The 23,420-nt window shown below is 68.7% G+C and carries 9 protein-coding genes and 1 pseudogene; 5 read left to right on the top strand and 5 right to left on the bottom strand.

Features of this window, described 5'->3' with window-relative positions; all coding sequences use genetic code 11:
* Positions 1-7,002, top strand: a complete 7,002-nt coding sequence (locus MUY22_RS32230) for a neuraminidase-like domain-containing protein (protein ID WP_247050912.1) — start codon at positions 1-3, stop codon at positions 7,000-7,002.
* Positions 7,003-7,005: 3 nt separating this feature from the next.
* Complete coding sequence (locus MUY22_RS32225) at positions 7,006-10,302, top strand: hypothetical protein (RefSeq protein ID WP_247050910.1); 3,297 nt, start codon at positions 7,006-7,008, stop codon at positions 10,300-10,302.
* A gap of 148 nt (positions 10,303-10,450) precedes the next feature.
* Here the strand turns inward: MUY22_RS32225 and MUY22_RS32220 are convergent, their stop codons facing one another.
* Complete coding sequence (locus tag MUY22_RS32220; RefSeq protein WP_247064227.1) at positions 10,451-11,227, bottom strand: hypothetical protein; 777 nt, start codon at positions 11,225-11,227, stop codon at positions 10,451-10,453.
* 1,492 nt (positions 11,228-12,719) lie between these two features.
* On the opposite strand from MUY22_RS32220, the gene MUY22_RS32215 reads away from it, so the two are divergent.
* Positions 12,720-15,524, top strand: a complete 2,805-nt coding sequence (locus MUY22_RS32215; RefSeq protein WP_247050907.1) for a hypothetical protein — start codon at positions 12,720-12,722, stop codon at positions 15,522-15,524.
* Positions 15,525-15,687: 163 nt separating this feature from the next.
* Here MUY22_RS32215 and MUY22_RS32210 read toward each other — a convergent pair.
* From MUY22_RS32210 to MUY22_RS32195, 4 genes and pseudogenes are all read right to left on the bottom strand, one after another.
* A pseudogene (locus MUY22_RS32210) lies at positions 15,688-16,421 on the bottom strand (ATP phosphoribosyltransferase regulatory subunit); the annotation flags it as partial.
* A 658-nt stretch (positions 16,422-17,079) separates the two neighbouring features.
* Positions 17,080-19,149, bottom strand: coding sequence for a hypothetical protein (locus tag MUY22_RS32205; RefSeq protein ID WP_247050905.1), 2,070 nt, complete (start codon positions 19,147-19,149; stop codon positions 17,080-17,082).
* A 45-nt stretch (positions 19,150-19,194) separates the two neighbouring features.
* Entirely contained in the window at positions 19,195-21,174 is a 1,980-nt protein-coding gene (locus MUY22_RS32200) for an ATP-binding protein (RefSeq protein ID WP_247050904.1), read from the bottom strand.
* Positions 21,171-21,884 carry a hypothetical protein gene (locus tag MUY22_RS32195; protein WP_247050902.1) on the bottom strand — a complete coding sequence of 238 codons (714 nt, stop codon included), beginning with the start codon at positions 21,882-21,884 and terminating at the stop codon, positions 21,171-21,173. Before MUY22_RS32195 ends, MUY22_RS32200 begins: the two co-directional genes overlap by 4 nt.
* Before the next feature lie 526 nt (positions 21,885-22,410).
* On the opposite strand from MUY22_RS32195, the gene MUY22_RS32190 reads away from it, so the two are divergent.
* Both MUY22_RS32190 and MUY22_RS32185 read left to right on the top strand, forming a co-directional pair.
* On the top strand, positions 22,411-22,800 hold the full coding sequence (locus MUY22_RS32190; RefSeq protein ID WP_247050900.1) for a hypothetical protein: 390 nt from the start codon (positions 22,411-22,413) through the stop codon (positions 22,798-22,800).
* A gap of 97 nt (positions 22,801-22,897) precedes the next feature.
* A complete protein-coding gene (locus MUY22_RS32185; protein WP_247050898.1) occupies positions 22,898-23,326 on the top strand; it encodes a hypothetical protein in 429 nt (142 codons plus the stop codon).
* Positions 23,327-23,420 lie beyond the last annotated feature (94 nt).

Below are 23,420 nucleotides of genomic sequence, written 5' to 3'. Positions count from 1 at the left end.
ATGCGTGCGATCACCGCACCGCTCGAACCGGGCGACACCGCCGACGCCGTGGTCTCCCTGCAGACCGCGTTGCTGGTCCTGTTGCGCCGCAACGCGATCGCGGCCGAGCCGGGCACCCAGAAGGAACTGCTCGCGGTCATCCCGAAGGAACAGGCCGACCGCACCTACCGCGACGCGACGGCCAAGGCGGTGAGCCTGTTCCAGGAGCAGCGGCGGTTCGAGGCCACCGGCGTGGTCGACGACCGCACCGCCGCCGCGCTCAACTCGCTGCTGCGCGGGCTGGGCCTGCTCGACGACGACGACGGCGAACCGGCGCCGGACCCGCACCGGTACCTGGTGCGCGGGCGGCTCTCCAGCGCGTCACGGCCCGGCGTCGGCGGCATCCGGATCGTGGTGGCCGACCGCGGGGTCGGCGGCGACACCGCGCTCACCCAGACCCGGACCGCCGCCGACGGCACCTACGAGGTCACGTTCAACTACGAGACCGCCAAAGCCGACCCGGACCTGCAGGCGCACGCCTACGCCGACCGGGAGGCGCTGCTCGGGTCGTCACCGGTGCGCTACAACGCCGGGCACACCGAGACCCTGGACATCGCGGTCGCCGACGACGCCCAGACCGCGCTGGCCGCCGAGCACCAGACGCTGACCGCCGACCTGGGGCAGCACTACGACGGGTCGCTCGCCGACCTGCAGGAGACAGCGGACCGGCCCGACGTCACGTACCTGGCGAACAAGACCGGCTGGGACGCCCGCGCCGTGGCCGTCGCCGCGCTCGCCGAGCAGTTCGGCGCCCGCACGGCAGGCACCGGCGACCCGGCGATCGCGCCCGGGCTGTTCTACGCGCTGTTCCGCGCCGGGCTGCCGCCCACCGACACCGCGATCTACGCCGCCGACCCGGCAACGGTCGACCTCGTCTGGCGGCAGGCGATCGACCAGGGCGTGATCGCCGCCGACCTCGCCGGCCAGCTGCCCGCCGCGCTCAAGACGTTCACCACCCTCGCCGCGCAGCGCGCGCTCAGCGGGCCCGCCGTCGCCGGCCGCTCGTCGCTGGGCGAGCTGCTGGACCTCTCGCTGCCCGCCGAGCAGCACGAGCCGTTCGCCCGGCTCCAGCTGGAGCACCGCGGCTCGACCGCGGCGTTCTGGCGGGCGGCCGAGCGGCAGTTCGGCCTCGGCGCGACGCTGCGGCTGCAGGTGGACGGCCGGCTCGCCTACCTCACGCTGAACAACGCGCCGCTGGTGGCCAAGCTGCACCAGCCCGGCCGGGTCACCGACCCCGCCCAGCTGCTCGACCGCGGTTTCCACCACGCGCAGGCGTGGCTGCCGCTGATCGACACCGCGCCGGCGGAGATCCCCGGCGACGACGAAGCGGCCCGGCGGGCCAACTACGCCCAGGTCCTGGCGACGCAGCTGCGGCTGAGCTACCCGACCGCGGCGCTCGCCGCGATGGTCGGGGCGGGCGAGACGCCGGTGCGCGCGGCCGCGGGCGTGCGGGACTTCCTCACCGCGCAGGCCCACCGGTTCGACGTCGGCGTGCACCCCATCGACCAGTTCCTGCACCGCAACGCCGACGTCACCGTCGATCCGGTGGTGCGCGCCGACATCGCCCGCGTGCAGCGCGTCCGCCAGATCACCCCGTCCGACGAGGCGATGAACGCCCTGCTGACCCGGGGAATCGACTCGGCCTACGCCGTGGCGGGCCACGACCGCGCGGAGTTCGTCGCGGGCTACGCCGGCGTGGTCGGCGGCGCCGAGACAGCCGCGCTGATCCACGCCCGCGCGCAGCAGGTGCACCTGGCGGTGCTGAACATCGCGACGTCGTACGTGCTGGCCGGCAAGGCCCCCGCCATCGGCGTGCACACGACCGCGCAGATCGTGGACCCGTCGCCGGTGGTGCCCGCCGAGGCCGGGGACGTGATCGCCTACCCGACGCTGCAGGAACTGCTCGGCGACCAGGACTACTGCGACTGCGATGAGTGCCGCTCGGTGCTCAGCCCGGCCGCGTACCTGGTGGACCTGCTGCAGTTCCTCGACCGCGACGACGCGCGCTGGGCGCAGTTCACCGCGGCGTGGCCCGGCGCCCACGGGGACGCGCCCTACCCGTACGCCGACCTCGCGGCGTGGACCGCGGCCGGGTCACCCGCCGGCGTCCCGCCGACACCGCTCGGCGTGCTGCTCTCGCGGCGGCCCGACCTGCAGTACCTGCCGCTGACCTGCGAGAACACCAACACCGCGTTGCCCTACATCGACCTGGTCAACGAGACGCTGGAGTACTACGTCACCCACGGGCTCACCCTCGACGGCTTCACCGGGCACAGCACCGACGACCGGGTGAGCACCGAGGAGCTGCTGGCGAACCCGCAGTTCGTGCAGGACTCGGCCTACGACGTGCTGGCCGGCAAGACCACGCCGGCGCCGCTGCTGCCGCCGAGCCCGCTGCTGCCGCTGCACGAACCGCTCAACCGGCTGCGCCGCCTGTTCGCCGCGTTCGGCACGCCGCTGCCGCGGGTGATGGAAGTCCTGCGGGCTGGGGACGCCGTCGAACGGCCCGATGAAGCGGGCTACGGCTGGCGCGACGTGTGGCTGGAGCAGCTGCGGCTGTCGCGCCCGGAGGCCGACCGGCTGACCGACTCGACCCTGACCCTGCAGACGCTCTACGGCTACCCGTCGTCCACACCGGACAGTGCCGTGCTCGCGGATCTCAGTGGCGCCAAGGACTTCTGCCACCGCGTCGGCCTCGGTTACGACGACCTGATCGCCGTGCTGCGCACCCAGGCGATGAACCCGGCGGGCACGCTCATCCCGCGGCTGGACCGGCTCGGTGTCCCGCTGGCCACCCTCGCCGCGCTGCACGACGGCACGCTGCCCGACGCGGACTTCGACGCGGCCCTCGCCCCGCAGCTCGACCCGGCCCAGTACGGCGGCGACATCAAGGCGTGGGTGCGCACCCCGGCGGTCTACGCGCGGATCATGGATCTGGTCGTGCTCACCGACCCGGCCGGCGGGACCGGCTTCGCCGCACTCGCCCTGCGCTACGCCGACCCCGCGCGGCTCGCCGACCCGGTGCGACCCAGCGTGTTCATCCGGCTGCTGCGGTTCCTGCGGCTCTGGCGCGCGCTGGGCTGGACGATCGCGCAGACCGACGCCGCGATCGCGGCCCTCTACCCGGCCGCGGACGTCCCCGCCGGCACCGACGACGAGGCCACCGCGCTGGCCAAGCTCGATCACGGGTGGCGGACGCTGCTCCCCCGGCTCGGCGTCGTCTCCCGGGTGGCCGAGCGGCTGAACCTCTCGCTCGCCCGGGACCTGCCGTCGCTGCTGGCCTGCTTCGGGCCGATCGGCACCTACGGCGAAACCTCGCTCTACCGGACGTTGTTCGCCCCCGCCAAGGACCCGGTGTTCGCCGACGACGGCTACGGCGGCGTGCTCACCGGGTCCGCCCGGCTGCTCGACCACGCCGAAAGCGTGCGCGCGGCGCTGTCGCTGACCGGTGACGAGTTCGCCGCCGTCACCGCCGCGCTCGGCTTCGACGCGACCACCCCGCTCACCGTCGAGGTGGTCAGCGAGGTCTTCCGGCGCGGCTGGCTGGCCCGCAAGCTCAAACTCGGCGTCACCGAACTGCTGCGGCTGCTCGCGCACACCGGGCTGGACGTCTTCGACGCGCGCCCGGACCGCCCGGACCTGCCGGCGCTGCTCGACCTGCTCGACGGTCTGCGCGCGGCCGGGCTCAAGCCGGCCGCCGCGCTGTACCTGGTGTGGAACGACGACCTCGGCGGCGCGTCGGCGCCGCCGGGCACCGAGGTGAACGAGTTCGCCCGCGGCCTGCGCGCCGCGCTCGCCGCGGTGGACGGCGAGTTCGGCGTCGTCGACGACCCGGACGGGCAGATCACCCGGGCGCGGATGGCGCTGGTCTACGACGCCGCGACCACCGACGTCTTCTTCGGCCTGCTGGGCAGCACCCTCGGCACCGACGTGGCCTACGCCCACCCGGAACCCGTGCTGCCGGACGCCGTCCTGGCCGCGGCGCCCGGCCGGATCGGCTACGACGACTTCGGCAAGCGGCTCTCGTTCGCCGGGGTGCTGAGCACCGCCGTGCGCGACGCGCTGAAGGCGGCCGGCGCCACCCCGGCGTTCCAGGCCGCGGTGGACGCGCTCTACACCGCCAACCGGCTCGTGGTCGATCCGTTCTTCGACCGGTACCCCGAACTGCGGCCGCTCCACGACACCTACGTCACGTCCGCCGAACCGGAGGCGGCCCGCCGGACGGCGCTGCTCGCCGCGTTCCTGCCGGACCTCCTCCGCCACCGCAAGCGACAGCTCGCGGTGGCCGCGATCGGCGGCGCGGCCCACACCGACCCGGTCTTCGCCGCCACCGTGCTCGACGACCCGGCCGTGCTGCACGCGGCCGCCGACGCGACGGCGCCCGCGCTGGACGACCTGGTCGCCGTACAGCGGCCCGGCCTGTCCGCCCGGTTCCACACCGGCCCGGACCTGACCGGCCCGGAGCTCGGGGCGAGCGACGCCGAAGCGGTCGTCGGAGTCCTGCCGCCCGGGGCCGCGGGCCCGGTTTCCGCGGTGTGGAGCGGTTTTCTGGAAGCCCCGGCGACCGACACCTACAACCTGCGGATCGAGACCGGTGCCGCCGCGGCCGTCACGCTCACCCTCGACGGCACGGCCATCGCCCTGTCCGGTGTGGACGGCCGGTGGGCCAACACCGAGCCGGTCCGGCTCACCGCGGGCACGCTGCGCGCGGTCGAGCTGACCGTGCTGGGCACCACCACCCCGGTCCGCGTGAGCTGGCAGTCCCCCGGCCGCGGCTGGGAGACCGTGCCCGGCCGCGCCTTCTACCCGGCCACGCCGCGCGAGCACCTCGCCGCCACCTACACGCGGTTCTTCAAGGCCGCGTCGCTGGCCGCCGCGCTGCGGCTCACCCCGGCCGAACTCGCCCACCTCACCGGCGGGCCCCACCGGATCGGCGGCGGGAGCTGGCTGAACGCCCTCGCCGTGACCGGGGTCCCGGACGGGCCGACGGCGACCGCGCTGACCTCGGTGCTCACCGGCCTGCTCGGCCACGCCGCGCTCAAGGCCGCCTACGCCCCCGACGACGAACGGCTGCTGGCCGCGCTGACGGCGTTGCCCGACACCGCGCCGCTGTGCGCGCTCACCGGCTGGCCGGCCGGCACGGCGACCGCGTTGCTGGCCCGGATCGGTGCGAGCCCGGCCGACCTGGCGGACCCGGCCGTGCTCGCGCGGCTGACCGCCGCCGCCGGGCAGGTGCAGCTGTTCGGCGTGCCCGCGCCCGCGCTGATCGCGGCCACCGGCAACGACCCCGACGGCGCCGCGGTGCGCGCGTTCACCGGTGCCCTGCGCTCGCGCTACGCCCCGGCCGACTGGCTCGCCGTGATCAAGCCGGTCAACGACGAGCTCCGCGCCCGGCAACGGGACGCGCTGGTCGCCTACGTGCTGCACCAGATGCGGGCGAACCCGGCGTCGGCGCACATCGACACCGCGGACAAGCTGTTCGAGTACTTCCTGATGGACGTCCAGATGGACCCGTGCACGCAGACCTCGCGGATCCGCAACGCCCTCTCGACCGTGCAGCTGTTCACCGACCGGTGCCTGATGAACCTGGAACCGCGGGTGGCGGCGTCGGCGCTCGAGGCGGCGCAGTGGGAGTGGATGCGCCGCTACCGGGTCTGGGAGGCCAACCGCAAGGTGTTCCTGTGGCCGGAGAACTGGCTCGAACCCGAGCTGCGCGACGACCAGTCGCCGTTCTTCCGGGAGATGATGAGCGAGCTGCTGCAGAGCGACATCACCGACGACGCCGCGGAGATCGCCTTCGGCAAGTACCTCGGCAAGCTCGCCGACGTGGCCCTGCTCGAACCGTGCGGGATGCACGTCGTCACGGGCGGGGCGGGCACGGCCGACGACGTCACGCACGTCGTGGCGCGCAGCGCCGGCACCGCGCGGAAGTACTACAGCCGCCGTCGCGAGGCCGGCTCCTGGACGCCGTGGGAGGAGATCGGGCTCGACATCGAGGACACCCCGGTGATCCCGGTGGTGTGGCGCAGCCGGCTGTTGCTGTTCTGGCTGCGGATGGTGCCGCAGCCGGACCTGAGCACCGCGACACCGATCAAGGACCTGCCGGACCGCAACCTCACCGCGCTCCGGACGGGCGACCTCAACGCGGCGCCGCCGAAGCTGACCTACCAGGCGATGCTGTGCTGGAGCGAGTACGCGAACGGCGCGTGGAAGCCGGTGCAGACGTCCTCGGCGACCGCGCCCACCACGCTCGGCACGTTTTCCGCCGACAGCTTCCTGCGCTCCCGGCTGCGGCTGAGCGCCCACGAGGAGGGCACGGCGCTGCGCATCGGGATCACCGGCCAGGGCGGCTCGTCGTTCCTGCTGTACAACACGCACAGCCTGCCGGTGCGCGCCGAGGACCAGCCGCCACCCTCGAAGTGGGCGGTCGAGGTGGTCCCGGCGACGCGCTCGCTGAGCACGGCCGGCGGCACGCTGAGCGCCGAGTACTCGCGGGGGCTCAGCCTGGGGGCCGCCCTCGGCCTGCCCGGCGCGGGCCCGCTGAAGCGCCCGGTGCTCCGCACCGGGATCACGGCGTCCACTGTGGAACCCGCGCACGACCTGGCGAACCGGTGGGACGCGCCGTTCTTCTTCCACGACAGCCGTTCTTCCTTCTACGTCACGACCGCCGAGGAGCAGGTGAGCGTGCCCGAGTGGGGCGGTTATGTCGTGACGCCGCAGCCGGCGGGCGTCGTCCCGCAGCTGCCGCCGATGGTCTACCAGAAACCCGTGTTCGAGATCCCGGACCGGGTCGGGCCGGTCGCCGTCGGGCCGGACGCCGGTGTCATCGACCCGGTGCAGATGCAGCACTACGTCACCGAGGACGCCTACATCACCCGGGGCATCGCGACCCTGGGCACCGTCCCGTTCGGCGACGGCCGCATCGGGCCCGCCGGAATCGTCGTCACCACGCCGAGGAGCTGACCCGTGAGCTCGAAGAACGTCTTCCACGACTTCACGCAGCAGGCCGTGGTGAACACCGCCCTTGGCCAGTGGCGCTACACCCAGGACACGCGGTTCACCTACACCTTCGAGAACTTCTTCCACCCGTTCGTCACCGAGCTGACCGAACGGCTCAACACGACGTCACTGGCCGGGATGCTGGACCCGGCCTTCCACGCCGGGCTGACGAAGGAGTTCTTCGACTCCTACTACACCGAGCTGACCTCCGCCGTCGTCGGCATCGGTCACGAACCGGAGCGCATCGACCTCAGCCCGGGCGGGTCGTACTCCGGCTACAACTGGGAACTGCTGTTCCACGTGCCGCTGACCATCGCGGTGCACCTGAGCAAGAACCAGCGGTTCGCCGAGGCGCGCAAGTGGTTCCACCACGTCTTCGACCCCACGTGCACCGACACGAGCGTGCCGGTGCCGCAGCGGTTCTGGCGGTTCCTGGCCTTCCGTGACGCCGGAGCCGCGCGGCAGATCGACGAGCAGCTCGCGGTGCTGAGCAAGCCCGTCGACGAGTGCACCCCCGCGGAACTGGCGCTCAAGCAGCAGATCCTCACCGGGTACGAGGCGATCCGGGCCAAGCCGTTCCAGCCGCACGCGGTGGCCCGCACCCGCCAGGTCGCCTACCAGTACTGCGTGGTGATGAAGTACCTGGACAACCTCATCGCCTGGGGCGACAGCCTGTTCCGCCAGGACACCCTGGAGAGCGTCAACGAGGCCACCCAGCTCTACGTGCTGGCCGCGAACCTGCTCGGCGCGCGGCCCGAACGGACCCCGAGCGCCGGCTCGGTCCGTCCGATGACGTACGCGGACCTGCGCAAGCGGGGGCTGGACGCGATGGGCAACGCGCTGGTGGAGCTGGAGGGCAAGTTCCCGCTGAACCTCGGCGTGCCGAAGACCGGCGGCGGGGACGGGGACGCGGCGGGCCCGCTGTTCGGCATCGGCCGGACGCTGTACTTCTGCGTGCCGCGCAACGACAAGCTGCTCGGCTACTGGGACACCGTGGCCGACCGGCTGTTCAAGATCCGGCACTGCATGACCCTCGACGGGACGGTCCGGCAGCTGGCGCTGTTCGACCCGCCGCTGGACCCGGGAATGCTGGTCAAGGCGGCGGCCGCGGGGCTCGACCTCGGTTCGGTCGTCAACGGCCTGAACCAGCCGGTGAGCCCGGTGCGCGCGCCGGTGCTGATCGCCAAGGCGCTGGAGCTGTGCGCCGAGGTCCGGTCGCTGGGCCACACGCTGCTGGCCGCGCTGGAGAAGTCCGACGCCGAGACCGTGGCCGCGACGTGGCAGCGGCACGAGGTGGCGATCCACCGGATGCAGCAGGACGTGCGGTTCCTGCACTGGACGTCGGCGCAGGAGACCACCCGGTCGCTGGTGACCAGCCGCGGCGCGGCCCTGGAGCGGCTGGCCTACTACCAGCGGGCGCTCGGCCTGGCCGCGGACCCGAGCGCCCCGGCGGACCTGACGGTGGACTTCGAGAACCTCGACCTGACCGAGGAGGGCTTCGCCGGCGCCTACGCCGCCCTGGTCGGCCAGTACGACCTGCCGGTCACCGTCCAGCCGTTGCCGCCGTTGCCGACCTCCGAAGACGACGATCCCTCGGCGCAGTCGGGTGCGGCGGGCGTCGGCAAGCTGCACCTCACCGACCACGAGAGCGGCGAGCTCAACACCCACCTGCCCACCGCCCGCGACACCGGGCTGACCGCCGGGGCCGCGAACGCCATCGCCTCCGGCCTCGCACCGGTGCCGGACTCCGATGTGGACGTCCACTTCTGGGGCATCGGCGGGAAGGTCAAGCTCAACGTCGGCACCGCGCTCGTCGCGGCCGCGCGGATCGGCGGCGACATCGCCGGCATCACCGCGGCGTGGGAACGCGACCAGGCCGGAATGGCCGCGCGGACCGCGGGCTACGAGCGGCGCACCGACGAATGGCTGCTGCACCACAACCTCGCGGCGCACGAGCTGAAGCAGATCGGCAAGCAGATCCTCACGTCGCTGATCGGCGAGCAGCTGGCCCACCGCGACTACCTCACGACCAAGCAGCAGATCGCCGACGGCGAGGAGATCGAGCAGTTCCTCAAGGACAAGTTCACCAGCGCCGAGCTGTACGGCTGGCTGCAGGGCGAGGCGTCGCGGCTGTTCTACGAGTACTACCGGTTCGCCTACGACACGCTGCGCAAGGCGGAGGCCGCGGTCAAGCGCGACCTGATGCGGCCCGAGGTCGACGCGCAGGACTTCGTCAAGTTCAACTACTGGGACGCCGGGCGCAAGGGCCTGCTCTCGGGCGAAGCGCTGTACCTGGACGCGAAACGGCTCGAAGCGGCGTACCTGGACAACAACAAGCGCGACCTGGAACTGGTCCGGCACGTGTCGCTGCGCCAGCTCGCCCCGGCGGCGCTGCTCACGCTCAAGGCGACCGGCTCGTGCCAGGTCACGGTCCCGGAGTGGGTGTTCGACCTGGACACCCCGGGCCACTACCTGCGCCGGATCAAGACGGTCGGCCTGACGATCCCCTGCGTCACCGGGCCGTACGCCGGGCCGCGCTGCACCCTGACGCTGACGAAGAGCACGCTGCGCACGTCCCCGCTGACCGGTGACGGCTACGCGCGCCAAGGCAGCGACGACGGCCGGTTCACCGACTACTTCAGCGCGGCCGGGTCGATCGTGACCAGCAGCGGCCAGAACGACAACGGCCTGTTCGAGGTGAACCTGCGCGACGAGCGCCTGCTGCCGTTCGAGGGCGCCGGCGCGGAGAGCACGTGGACCCTGGAGCTGCCGAAGGAGTTCCGCCAGTTCGACTACGCGACGATCAGCGACGTCGTCCTGCACATCCGCTACCAGGCCCGCGACGGCGGCGCGCAGCTGCGCACGGCGGCCACCGGCAACCTCAAGGAGCTGGTGGCCGACAGCGGCGCGTCGGGCTGGGCGCAGCTGCTGGGGCTGCGGGCGGACTTCCCCGGCGAGTGGGCGGCGTTCCTCGGCGGCACCGGCGCGTTCACCGCGAAGCTGCGTCGCGACCACTTCCCGTACCACACCCACGGGATGCCGATCACGATCACCGGGATCGAGCTCTACCGGGTGGACGCCACGGGCACGCCGAAGCACCACGCGGTCGCCGCGAGCACGGACCTCGCCGCCCTGTCGACGGCGTTGAACGACACGGGCACGGCCACGCTCGACCTACCGCCGGACCCACCCGGCCCGGCCACGGTCCTCACCCGCACCGCCGGCGCGGACGTGTGGCTGGTGCTGCGCTACGCACTCGGCTGAGGGCTGGTTCCGGCCGGCCTGTTCGGGAGCTTGGCGGTCCTGCCGCAGGACCGCAGAGCTGTTCACCGGCGCCACGGGCGACGGGCTCTGGTGGCCGGCGCAGGAGAGGCACTCGGCGCTTTCGTCGTGCCCGTCCGGTCGTGCGGGTCTACGCCGGGTTCTCCGCGACGGCGAGGTAGTCCGTGTAGATCTGCGGCGAGCCCGAGAACGAGGCCAGCCGCTTCCACTCCTCATACATCTGCTTGGTATCGCGGTGGGCGGACGCGAACTCCGCAGCCTCGCCGGTGGCGATGTCGGGCTCGGGGTAAAAGACGTCCAGCGCCTCCAAGCTCTCGATCTCCATCATCATCACGTACTGGTCGAGACGGTTGCCCCGCTCACCCTTGAGCACGTGGAACCGCCAGTCCGGGTAGTCGTCGATCCGGTGGTGGTTCTCGGCGATGAAACGGTCGAACACCTCCTCGGTCACCCCGGCACGCAACGCCAGGTTGTGGATCCCCACGACCCGGGCCACGGGCTCCTCCCCCGGGCGGTCACGGTAGCGAGGGCCGGGCGTGACCGTGCTCCGCGGATTGTCGGCCAGCAGCCGGTAGTCGGTGAACAACGTCGGCAGCTCACCGAACGTGCCCAGCCGCCGCCACCGCGCCAGCACCGCCTCCGCCTCCGGGTGACCCGCCCAGAACAGCCGGGCCGCCTCGGTCTGCTCACCCCGGGCCGTGACGTACCGGTCGCGCTGCTCGGCGCTCTCGATCTCGTACAACATCAGGTACTGCCCGGCCCGCTCGCCACGCAACCCGCGCAACAACGTCCACCGCCACCCCGGGTACACGGGCAGGTGAACGCCTTCACCACGCACGAACGTCTCGAACTCCTCCGCCGTGACACCGGCCTCGGTGTCGATGGCGATGTACTGGAAGGTGAACACCGACAAGCGTCCCAATTTTGCGCATCCAATCCTCAGGCCGGGAAAGGGATCGCGCGTCCGGCAAGCACGACTCCCCGCACCACATCCTGCCCGCTCCAGAGCCACGGGGCCCGCCAGCCCTCCCCCGGCTGGACACGATCCGACGGGTCCCACACGTCCATGCCTCGATCGCGGCGCGGGAAGCAGCCGACGGGATCTTCAAGTCACGCCACACGGGGGCAGCACGGCTTGAAGATCCCGAGACGGCCTGACCAGATCAACAACCACAAAACAGCAGGTCAGACCCGATCTCGCCTACTTGTGCCAGAACTTAGGACATCATTTCCCGAGCTGGCATCTTCGGTGGCCAGATAGGGTTTGACCTGCACTTTCAGGCCGGTTGGGGCCGACTGAGGTTGATCCGGGCCGGACGCGTGACGGCCTGCAGACGGCCTGGCTCCCTGCCGCTCCTATGCACATACGGCCGATGACAGCCGTCCCCCGTCTTATGGCCTAGGTCGCCAGACCGACGCGAATGCTTAACTGCTTCCGCAGCTGGCGACCCAGCCACAGCGCGAGGTCCCGCTCGCTCGCCTCCGGGTGCCACAAGCTACCTACCACCCAGTAAACGACATGTGCGGATCGAGGCAATCTCGATCCGCACATGTGGGGTTGTGGTAAGTGTCCGAGGACCGAGCCGACCCATAACCCCACGCTCAAGTTCGCCACGGACCTGCAGCTCTAGTGACTGCTCCAGGTGGCGAAATACACGGTTCCGGCGACAGAACCATCGCCGATCGCTTCGCCGAAATCACGACGGCGACGCGGGATATTCCCACGTCTGCGTGCTCAAGGGGACTTGAACCCCCACATGTGGGATATCTCCCGCGTTGGGGAGATCATGCACATTCTGTAGCTCAGAGTGACCTCTCATGCATCTCAAGGGATCGAATCATCAGCCGACACTGTGCTATGAGTGCACCGAGCACCGTCCAACCGCGGCAGCTGTAGCTCATCGTCGTTCCGCCACCCGTCCACGCCGGGATAGGGCTGTTCCAGGTGCGGACGGTGCCATGGTTTACGGCCGGGTGAAGCTGTCGCTGTGCCCCGGTCGACCAGGGCAGTCTGCTGCTCGGCTTGCGCGTCGAGCCCAGGCGTCGCGATGCCGCCTGGGCGGCGCCTCGTCGGTTCGAGGCGCCGCCCAGACGATGCCGAACGTCAGAGGCCGAGCTGTTCGACCACCCAGTCGAGCACGGCCCGCATCAGCCCGGAGGCCAAGCCGCCTAGCACTGCGCGAACGTAGGGACGAGGTTTGCAGTCACGAGTTTTCGACATCGACGCCTCCAAGGGTCGTGGTGGATGGGGGCTGGCCGGCCTGCCAGCACCGACGATCCAGGACTGCGCCGTTCGGGTCCGGATCTCCGATCAGACCCGTTCGCTCGGAGAGTCCGCCCAGGTAGGGGCTATGTTGGAGACGCGACACACCGAACGATTCCGAACAGGGGGACGCTGCTTGGACGGGTTCCAGACGTCGTTCGCGGCAGAACTGAAGAAGCTCTACAACGCCTCGAGGATCTCCTCCTACCGTGACCTGGCCACCAAGTCCGGCGTCCCGCCGGCAACGATCTCCGAGTGGTTCACGGGCAAGTTCCGCAGAACACCAGACTGGGAGAAAGTCAAGGCGATCGTCAAAGCGTGCGTGGCACACGCACCCGACGATCCCGAAGTGCTCCGGTTGGGCGATGTCGACTGGTGGCGCCGCGAGCACGGAAGGCTGCAGAGCAACCTGGACCGGCTCCCCCAGCGACCGCGGCACCCCCGCACGCGACCCACTGACCCGGTCATCGGGCAGTGGACACCTGAGCAGCTGGGCGTGCATCGCGTGGTCGCGATCGACGGAACCGACGCCGATCACGCTCCGCTCACCGGCTACCTGTTGCGCACGCATGACGAGCGGCTGCGACAGGCCCTGCGGGAGGGATGCCGGTTCGTCGTCTTGACCGGATCGACGTGCACGGGAAAGACGCGTGCGGCGTTCGAGGCCGTGCGGGCCGAGCTCCCCGAGCTGCCTCTACTGCGTCCGTTCAGCCCAGACCAGCTGCTGCTGCGCGCCTCGGCCGGCGATCTCGAGCACCGTGGAGTGCTGTGGCTCAATGAACTGCATTCTTACCTGAACCACGCAGCCGGGCCGCAGGTCGTCGACGCTCTTGCCGCCGCGGTCAACCACCCAGGTGGCGTCGTCGTAGTGGGTACGACACAGACGGCGAAGTGGGATTCGGTGATGGACGACGGCTGCCAGCACGACGCCGTGCGCCAGTTCCTGATCAGCGTCCGCCACATCGAGGTCCCGGAGTCCTTCGTCGACGATGCCGACAGCCGGGCCCGACTGCAGGCTGCGAGCCGCGACGACCCTCGCTTCGCATACGCCGTGGAGGCCGCCGCGAACGGGCGCGTGATCCAGGCCCTGACAGGAGGGCCTGCGTTGCTGGCCATGCTCGCCAAGCCGACCAACGCAGTGGCCAACGCACTGGTCGAGGCGGCGATCGACGGCGCGGTCCTCTGCGGTACGCCGGAAGTCAGCGAAGCCTTCCTCCGTCGGGCCGCGCCGGGCTACCTGACCGCTGCGCAGCGGGCCGCCGCCGACACCTGGTTCGACGACGCGATCATGACGGCCACGAAGCCCGTCAAGGGCATCAGCGCGTTGACCCCGTTGCGCCTGGCACCCGATCCGGGGACTCCGGATGCGTTTCAGCCCCACGACTTTCTGGCTCACCACCATGACACGGAGCACGCCCGAGTCCCTGCAACGACGTGGTCTGCACTGGTCGACCACGCCCCGGAGTCGGAGGCCCGGCTCGGTCTGGCCGAATCCGCGAAGCAGCGTGGCCTCTACCAAACCGCCGCGCTGGCACTCCTTCCCACCGTTAACGCCCGGGCAGGAGCGGAGGCGATGTCCCACCTGCTGAACCGCGATGAAGAATGGCTGCGGTTCGCGGCCGAGCGAGGCTCGGAGCACAGCATTTGGCGAATGGCGTGGCGAGCCGGCGAAAGCGGTGACCGGGACGGCGCCGCGTCATGGTGGCGTCGGCATCTCGAGTTGACGCACGGGTACGCGATGTCCGACCAGGTCGGCACGCTGGCGGAACTTGGTCTTCTCGACGACGCAGTGGACTGGCTTCACCCGGCGGCCGACGCCGGGAACAGAATCGCCCTCTTCGCCACATACGACCTTCTGTGCTGGGCAAATCGCCACGGCGAGGCTATCCGAACCCTCGACGGCCTGGCGATCGGCGGCGACCGGGACGCACAGCTGCGAGTGGCCTGGGCCTACGCCGACATGGGAGACCAGTCCGAAGCAGTTCGACGGATGACGGCTATCGCCGAGACCGGGGACACCTACGCAATGCACTGGCTCGCCGACGCAGGCGCAGACGCTGAATTGTGGACTCGCCGCGCTGCTGACCGAGGCAGCAAGTGGGCGATCAGGAAGCTCGCCAGCGACGAGGATCCAGTCGCGTCGGCAAAACTGTGGCTCAACCGCGACATCTTTCGCGCATCCTCTCTGTACGCGGCCGGCGGCGAGCTCGCGAAGGCGCTGGCATTGTGGAAGCCCGGCGCCGAAGCCGGCGACCGTTTCAGCATGAGGATGTTGGGCGAGTTGCTCGCCCAGGCCGGTGAGCGTGGCACCGCTGAATCCTGGCTGCGAAAGGCGGCCGAGGAAGAAGTCGCAGTCAATGTCATTGCGCTAGCGGAATTTCTCGCCCAAGAGAGCCGATACACCGAAGCGGCCGGGCTCGTCACTGACGCGGCAGAACGCGGCGAAGCATGGGCCATCGACAGCTACGTGAAGACGTTGACCACCGCCGGCAAGCGCAGCGACGCGATCGAGTGGCTCACGGACCACGCGGTACGCGGTTCCGTCCACTGCATGCGACAACTCGGCGAGATACTTGACTCCGCCGAATGGCGCGAGAGAGCCGCGCGGGCCTCGGGCAGCGCCAGGTCAATTCGCCGGATCGCCCGCGAGTATCGCGACTGCGGCCGACTAGCCGAAGCCATCGAATTGCTGCGACCGAGTGCGGCGCACGATTCGCGCTCCACAGGAATGCTGGTAAACATCCTTGAGGAGATGGGCGAACTCGACGAAGCAGAGCAACGATTGCGAGACAGCCTCGAACGAGGCATCGTAGCGATGTCCGCACTCGAACATTTCCTGAGCTCACATGGCAGAGAGGCCGAGGCCGCCCAGCTCGAACGCTACGGCATCGACGTCGGCGGCCAGACAGCAGAACCGTGGCAGGTGAGCCCGCCCTCGTGACGATCTCGTAGGCAGGTATTCGCCTCATTGCCCTCCAGCTCGGTCGTCAATTCAGCGATCGCACGTACTCGTCGAACAGCAGGAGGTCCAGGACACCGAGGCTACCGGCCGCGCTGAGCCGCCCGCTGATCCACGCCTCACGGTATAGGCGGTGAGCCTGGCCTCAGCTGGAAGTCAGACGTGCCTGAACAACGTCTGCAGCACTGTCGAGCGGGACGCGGTTCTGCTCACCGGTCTCCATGTCCCGAATGGTGATTTCCCGCGCCAATTGTTCATCAGGGCCGTAGATCACGACCAGCCGTGAACGCTGCTCGTTGGCCCATTTCAGCTGCTTCGCCAACTTGCCCGACGAACCCAGGTACATTCCCGTGCGTAGCCCACGGCCGCGCAGCTGACCGGCGAGACGCGCGAGATCCTCTTCAGCACCGAGCACGGTCAGCGCCACATCAAGCCGACTGACCATGGACTCGTCGGCGGTCTGCATCGCGCGGATGCGTTCGATGCCGATGGACCCGCCGCAGGCCGGCATGTCCGGCCCGCCGAGCTTGGCGACCAGGTCGTCATACCGGCCACCAGAGGCGATCGAACCCGGATACCCAGCAGCCTCCACCTCGAAGATCGGGCCGGTGTAGTAGCCCAGACCGCGCACCATCCGCGGAGTGAATCGCACGCGCCCGGCCGGGAGCCCTGCCGTCAAGCTGATCAGCCGGTCCGCCTCGGCCAAGCCCAGCCGTCCCCCGCTCGGTGCTGTCGAGCTGCTTGCGCACACGGTCGGGTGTCGGTGGCGATGACGTCCCCTACCACGCCCTCGGCAGCCGAGCTGGTGAGGCCGCGTGCCGCGAGCTCGGCCGCCACGGTATCTGAGCTGCTCTTGTCCAGCTTGTCCAGCTTGTCCAGCTTGTCCAGCTTGTCCAGCTTGTCCAGCGATCTGAGCACCGCGCTCGTTGCGCACCTTGTGCAGGAAGCTGCCGTGACGTCGTCGGCGAATAATACGACCCGCTCTTGGTATGCGGTGGCGATCGGGGAGTCGGCGTCGAAGTTGTGCTTGATGAACCGGCGGAGTTGCCCGACGCGCGTCGTCGTCGCGGCGAGTACGCTGTGCAGCAGCCGTTGACTCTCGTCGAGCACCTCCTCAAGGACATCGGCACTTGCGACATCCCTGACCGGGGGGTGTCTCCCCTGCCATTGCAGCGTGTCGATGAAGTGCCGGTACTCGGCGAAGTTGGCTTGGAAGACGTAGGCAATCTGTCGCACTTGCCGCTGCAGAAGCAGCGTGCGAGAACCTGGCATACCTCGCAGGCGCCGCTCCCAGTCGGCTACGGACAGCCGCCTGTCAGCGTCGTCGGGCTCCAAGGGCGAACCGCGAAGGATGTCGACCATCCGACGAGCCTGCCAGCATCGTCTGCGCGGCTCATATCCGACTCAATAGCAGTTACCGTAAGTAGACAAAGCGAAGTACACGTCGTTATACGCAGCGCCCGCCTCGGCGTCGCCAGCCGGTGGGCAGGTTTACATACGGGTCGTTATGTCAACAACCGCTGGAGCGCCATGGCAGTCAGACCGAGAGCCCGCTGGGCGTCGGCCGGTTACCAGCGACAACGCCCGCAACGACCCACCGATCGGTAACAGTCCCTTGCGGTTTGTGCCGCGCCACCCACACCGATTCGTCTAGCCTCGGCGTCCCGTCGAGATGCGGAGTCAGGTCCAGGACCAGTAGTTGCCCGAATGGTACGTTTGTGTTCCCATATTCAGTTGCTTGTTGCAAGTAGGCGGCTTCGACGCTCACGGGGTCCGCCCGCTTTAGCTCACGTTTGATCTCCGTGAGGTAGCGAATGGTTCCGAAGGTGATGACCACATCCGCGCGCCCCCTGGCGATATCGCTGATCTCGACCGCGCATTGACCAGCCAGCTGCCCAGTGGCCAGCCATTGGTAGTAGTCCTGCTGCAAGTCCCCTTCGAGTGGTTTCTTGGAGCCTTTCTGTAATAGTCGACGATAGTCCTTGTCCTTCTCCTTGTGCAGACCCCACGTCTTCGTAGTCAGATCAGCTCGACTGAAGAGAAACAAGATGGTTTGTTCGACAAGGAGGCTGAAGGTCGTCCTGACCCTTCCCGTGAACGCCGATGATTGGCCCAGGTCGAGAAGGACCTTGTCCAGGAGTGGGTCGAGGACCGGGTGAGCAGTTCTGGACCGGCTGAGTTCGCCGCTGTGGACGAGTCCTTCCACGGTTCGGAGCTTGTCGTCGTCGAGGTCCTCGGCGAGCACAGCAGCCTGCTGCTCGCCCAACGCACGGGTCAATGCGGGAGCAAGTTCGTACAGCCTCGACGTGTCCGGCCGATGGGGTTCGTCGTCACCCCGGTCACCGTCTGCGATGTCAGACGACGGCGACCGCGGTTCGCGGTCCCGCGAGATAACGCCAAGACCCTCAATGCAGGCGAGCAGCTTCTCCGCTGTCGTCACGTCGAACATGGGTGATCCGGGCTTCGCGGCTTCGACGATGGATCGGCTGAGCCCCGCGAGGTGACTTTGCCGCTGGAGGATCGCGCCTCCGATGGCCGGCTCGATGATCGCTGCGAGTCCTGCGCTATTCGCGCTGCTCGGCAGTGGACGCATGGTGCGGGCCTGCCGATAGGCCTGGAGAACCGCGTCGAGGGCTTCCCACACGTTGAACCACACTGGCTGGGACAGATAGTCACCGGCCGACTCCAGCACCAGGACCAGTCTGTGCCAAGCGAGTTCGGCGGCCAGTCGTGGACGAAGCCAGGAGGGTAGGTGCATGGCGCTCAGCCAAGCGTCTCGCTGCTGCAGCGCCTCGGTGATACGCCGGCGCGCGTCCGCCATGCGCGCTGCGTCCTGCGCACTGAAGGCGAGAATCGCATCACAGGCGGCGGCGTAAGCTCGGGCGTCATGGCGGGCTTCGTCGGCGGCGTCCGCCGTGGTGAAACTGCCCAACGCGGTCGTGAGCGACTTCATCGCGGACGGCAGCGTCTCAGCAGCCAGGGCAGTCCGTAGCTGGTCACAGCCGAGCTCAAACATCGCGTCGGCGGCCGCTGTCTCGTGGTGGCGAAGCTGGTCCAAAGCTTCACGGATCGTCTCCACAAACGCGGAATTATCCGCCCAGCGATCCATCGCGGCGCCGAGTAGCCGTGGAAGGCGCTCGGCGTACTCCTCAGGAATGTCATCGCTGATCGAAGTGAGGATACCGACAACCGCGAAGGGGTTCACCGCGTTGGCGACGGCCAGCCGAACTGCGCCTTCCAACCGGCCAGCAGCTAAGAGCGGGTTGGTCCTTATCGCACTGCTGAGACCCTCAAGAAGGGCATCGTGCAACCGCTTGCCCTGTGTTTGCAGCGTGGCGGGACTTGCCAGCAGTGCCTCCACGCTGCTGACGAGAGCCAGCAAGCTGGTCTGATTCACCAGCCCGGCAACGAAGCCTGCGGACGCCAGGTCCCAGCCGTCGGGCCGTCTGTCCGCCGAAGCCACCAGCGCCTCGGCGAGGATCGGAGCAAGCGACGACGCCGCAACCTCTCCGGCGTGCTCGGCGACCGAGAGCTCGTCGAGCTCAGCCCACGACATGACGTCGCCGTTGCTCGCCGTCATGGCCAGGCGATCAGCGAGCGCGGTCATCGCCAGCTCCGCGGGACTGCAGCATGCATCGCTTCCATATTCACGTCACCACAGCGGTTGGCCGCGCTTGGCCGCGATGACGCTGTCGGCCGGCAAGGTCTCGGCGGCGAGGTCGAAGTCGGCCGTGGTGATCAGCACTTGAATTCCTTCCGCTTTGGCGAGGCGATTGAGTTCGCGGAAGATGATGGTGGCGTCGGCGGGTTGGATCTCCTCGGCCTTAGGACTGTCGACGAGGATCAGGCCGGGATGCGTCGAGATACCGTGTCGCGTGCCAACCCTGAGCAACGCGACGATGACGGCGATCCGGAGGCGTAGCTGTGCGCCGGGATCCTGATCTCCAAACGGTTTTTCGACTCCTCCTTTGACCACCTTGAGCTGTGCGGATCGGTTGATCTCCACGCTCTGCAATGAAGTCATGCCGAACTGGTGTGCCAGGCCCACGATCTCGGCATTCAGATCAGCGAAGAGCTGCGATGCGGCGTCTCTGCTCTCGTCCTCCAGTACCTTCGCAGCGGCTTTCAAGACCGTCTGCGTGATGTCTTCGCTACCTGTCGCTGTCGGCGGCAATTCGGGCAGGACCTCGAGCGCACCCTTCCAACGAGCCACCTCAAGTTCCGCTGCGGCTCGATCATGCGACTCCCTGGCTGTTGCTGCGGTTCTCAGATCGGTCTGGACTGCGGCCAGCTCGCCGGTCAAGCGGGCGAGATCCGCCTCAGCGGTTTCGAGCTCCTGCTTGGCCGCCTTTTCCGCTGCTTTGCTGCCTTTGACCCGTTCACGTGCTTCGGCCTCGACTGCCTCGTCCTCGTCTTGCACGGCGGTCACCTCGGTGGTACACACGGCGCAACGATGCACGTCTCGTTCGGCTTGGCGCCGCTCACCACCGATCGGAGTCTCGCAGCGCGGGCAAGCACTGGGGTTCAGGCCGTGGAAGAGCAGCCGAGCGACGTCACTTTCAAGGACATCGTTGAGTGCCTTGTCGTCGAGTTGCCGAGTCCTGCGTGCCTCGCGATAGGCCCGGCTGACCTCGTCACGTTCGTCCTGGGCGTCAGCGACCTGCCCCGCAAGCTCGGCGGACTTTCTCGCGAGTTCCCTCAGGTCCCGGCCAGGCGCCGCTGACCGCAGCTCAGCGAGTTTCCGGCGTGCATCTACCAAGGCGACCTCGACGCGCGCTCGTTCTTCTGCGCGTTCGGCGACTGCTCGTTCTGCACCTTTGACTTGTTTGTCGGTCTCGGCGTGGAGCACGTCGTACGTTGCCTTGACCCGCGCGAGGACCGCGGTTGCCGGAAGATCGAGGAAGACCTGCAGAAGCCGCCCGGCAAGCCCGGCCATCTTCTGGTTTCCGAGCAGCGGCCGGTCTCGCCCGAGTTGCAGGTAGATCGCGGAGTAGTAGGAGGGCCAGCCGTGCGTCTGAGTACGGACGTCCTCCCCGGCCGTGAACTTGTTGACGATCGGCTGGAGGTCGAGGCGATCCAGCATCAGCTCCGCCACCTTGGCGGTGAAGTCAGCCTGATTATCGGTGACGATGAGCTTCGACGCATCGGCACTGCCCAGTTGTTTGACGTCCGGCGCCGTGACCACGACTCCGGACAGTAGAGCCTCTTGGGACAGGCTGAGCCTGAAGCCCATGGGCTGACCCGCGATCGTCGCGTCCAGTTCGACGCGGGTCAGCCAGCGACGGACGTCTCCTTGCAGCTTGGGCCGGGGCATCCCGCGGAGACACCAGGTGATCAGTTCGAGGACGCTGGTCTTGCCCTTCAGGTTGGAGGCGACCAGGGCGGTGAGCCCGTCGTTGAAATTGAACGTCCGGTCGACAGAGCCTTCCGGCTCGATGCCTGAACGCCTGCCGGCGACTCGGAGGCGGTGGATGCGAACAGGACGGGGCCGTGCGGGCGGGTACGCCAGCGGTAACCCACGCGTTGTGAAGACCTCTTCGACGTCAGAGCGGTCGGTCTTCGCCCGCCGGGCGATCAGCGCAGCCAGCGATCCATCCGGCTGCGTGGGCGGGTCGACAGCGGCGGGGCTCATCCGATGCCCTCCTCGCGGCCGAGGGTGAGGTTCGCCGATCGCAGTACCGTGAGTCGTTCGCGGGCCCTGACGCTGATACTCCCGATCCGCGTTCCGCGCTCCGCGGCGGCGTACTCGGCCTGCAAGTACTGACGCTCCTTCAACTCGTTGCCGCCCCGTCCGTCCGCTAGGTCCAGTACTAGATCGATCCGCTCCACGTAGTACCGGAACGGCGGCGCTTCCGCGATGACCGTCCGGGCGACTTCGCGGCCGCGTTGCAGCAGGTAGTAGTCGTGGCGCGAGGTCCGCCCCAGCGTGCCGCGACGTCGACGAACCACGAGACCAGCCGCGCGCAGCACCGCCAGCGCGTCGTCCAGTGGCTCATATGCCCCGAAGTGATGCCGCAGCATCGGGTACCGGCGGACTTCCGGCTCCTCGGAGTCCAAGATCTGACCGGCAAGCTCAAGTAGCCGCGGTTCGCGACTTTCCTCGAAATCGTTCAACAACTCGTCGGCCAGAAAGTCGGGATTGCGCACCCAAAAGTCAAGCTTCTGCAGCCGAACCTGACTCTCCACCACTCCGACAGCGCTCGCAAGCGCAGTGTCGTCGGCAATCGGTGCCGGAAGAGGTTCGGCCGCACCGTCGATCAACAGGAGGATTCGAACCGCGTCCTGTTCGCGACTGGTGACCCGACCATCATCACTTATCTCTCCGCCCCTGAGATTGCCCACGGTGCATCACCCTAGTTGTCAGTGCAAGACCGTGAAATACGGAGCTACAATCGTTACCTGGGCGTGAACTGCTGCGCGCGGCGGAGGGCCGGGTCGCACTATCCGTACTGTCGTCCGAACGGAATCGAGTGAATTGACGACTCAGGGATCGGCCGTTTGACCCGCAACCGTGGACGGGAGCGCAACGGCCTGGAGATAGGCCTCGAAACGGCTGACCCAGGATACTGCCATCTGAGCACTTCCTCGACTGCAGCCTGGTGTGCTGGTGGCCGATCCGCCGACGGCCCGTGGTGAACCGGTTCGCGAAGCAGCACCAGTCCAAAACTTTCCGGACGGCTCCGAGAAGTTCACCCATTCAGGTCAACTTCAGCCGACCGCTGTCACTTGGAAGTCGGCAGCATTCACCACAAAGAGCCCAGCGATCCCGAGCGCGCGGGCACCACGGTGCTGAGGCCCAAGACGGCCGCGAGGGACTTTGAGCTCTTGGCAGGTCGTATTGCGGATCGGCCAACTCGGCGATCGTGGCGTGCAGAACGACTGGAGGATACTGGCGGACTCGCCGATCAGCGGTGCGCGCCGGCCCCTCCGCGCCGAACTGGATACCGTCGACCAGCATGCGCACCAGCTGATCCACGTCGACCTGCCATTTGTCCTTCGCCAGGTGACCACTAAGTTCCATGCCCGCGACGCCGCGCGCACTGGACATCAGCAAGGCGCAGTACCGAGGTGCGGCGGACTCGCCGACGACGTCCGCGACGACGGTGAGGAGTTGGTCTCGAGGCGGCCGGCCGCTTCGACGGCGGCCGGGGTGTCCGCCGGCGTGCCGAACATCAGCACCCACTCGAATTCAGCCTCGTCGCATAGGTCGTTATACGGCCTGCGTGCGCCCGATCCGCTACTCCGAACGGGCGGATGAACTCGAACACGCCGTCATAAGGCGTCAGCCTCGCCATCGGTCCAGCGTGCATCCACGTCGACCACACCCGGCTCAGTACTCGTCTCCGAAAGATGCTGTGGACTTGCTCGCACAGTGGATGAGCAGAAGAAGCCAGACCGGAGCAGCATCCACAGAAGTCCAGTTCAACGGCCTGCGGTTCGCCTTCTACGGCCGCACCTCGACCTCGCGCCATCAAGACCGCGTGCCATCACAGGGCTGGCAACGCGACATGGCGGAACATCTCATCACCGGTCACGGCCAGATTGTCGCCGCGCACTTCGACGTCGGCACCTCACGCCGCGTCCCATGGCGGCATCGACCGCAGGCTGCCCGGCTGTTGGCCTCGGTCTCCGCCCCTGAGCCCGCGATCGATGCGATCGTGGTCGGCGAGTGCGACCGCGCCTTCACCGGCAGCCAGGTCGGCAACCTTTATACGGGTGCGCCCGCCACGGTATCCAGCTGTGGCTGCCCGAACCGGCGGCCCGGTCGATCTCGGCAACCGTGACCACCGGGCATTGATGACGCTGCTGGCCACCCAGTCACAACGCGAGGTCCTCCGTGTCCGCTACCGCGTCCTGGCCGCGATGCATAGCAGGCCA

The organism is Amycolatopsis sp. WQ 127309 (assembly GCF_023023025.1).
Classification (GTDB): domain Bacteria; phylum Actinomycetota; class Actinomycetes; order Mycobacteriales; family Pseudonocardiaceae; genus Amycolatopsis.
Note: the sequence above shows the minus strand (reverse complement) of the source record. Positions and strands in the feature narration are given on the sequence as shown.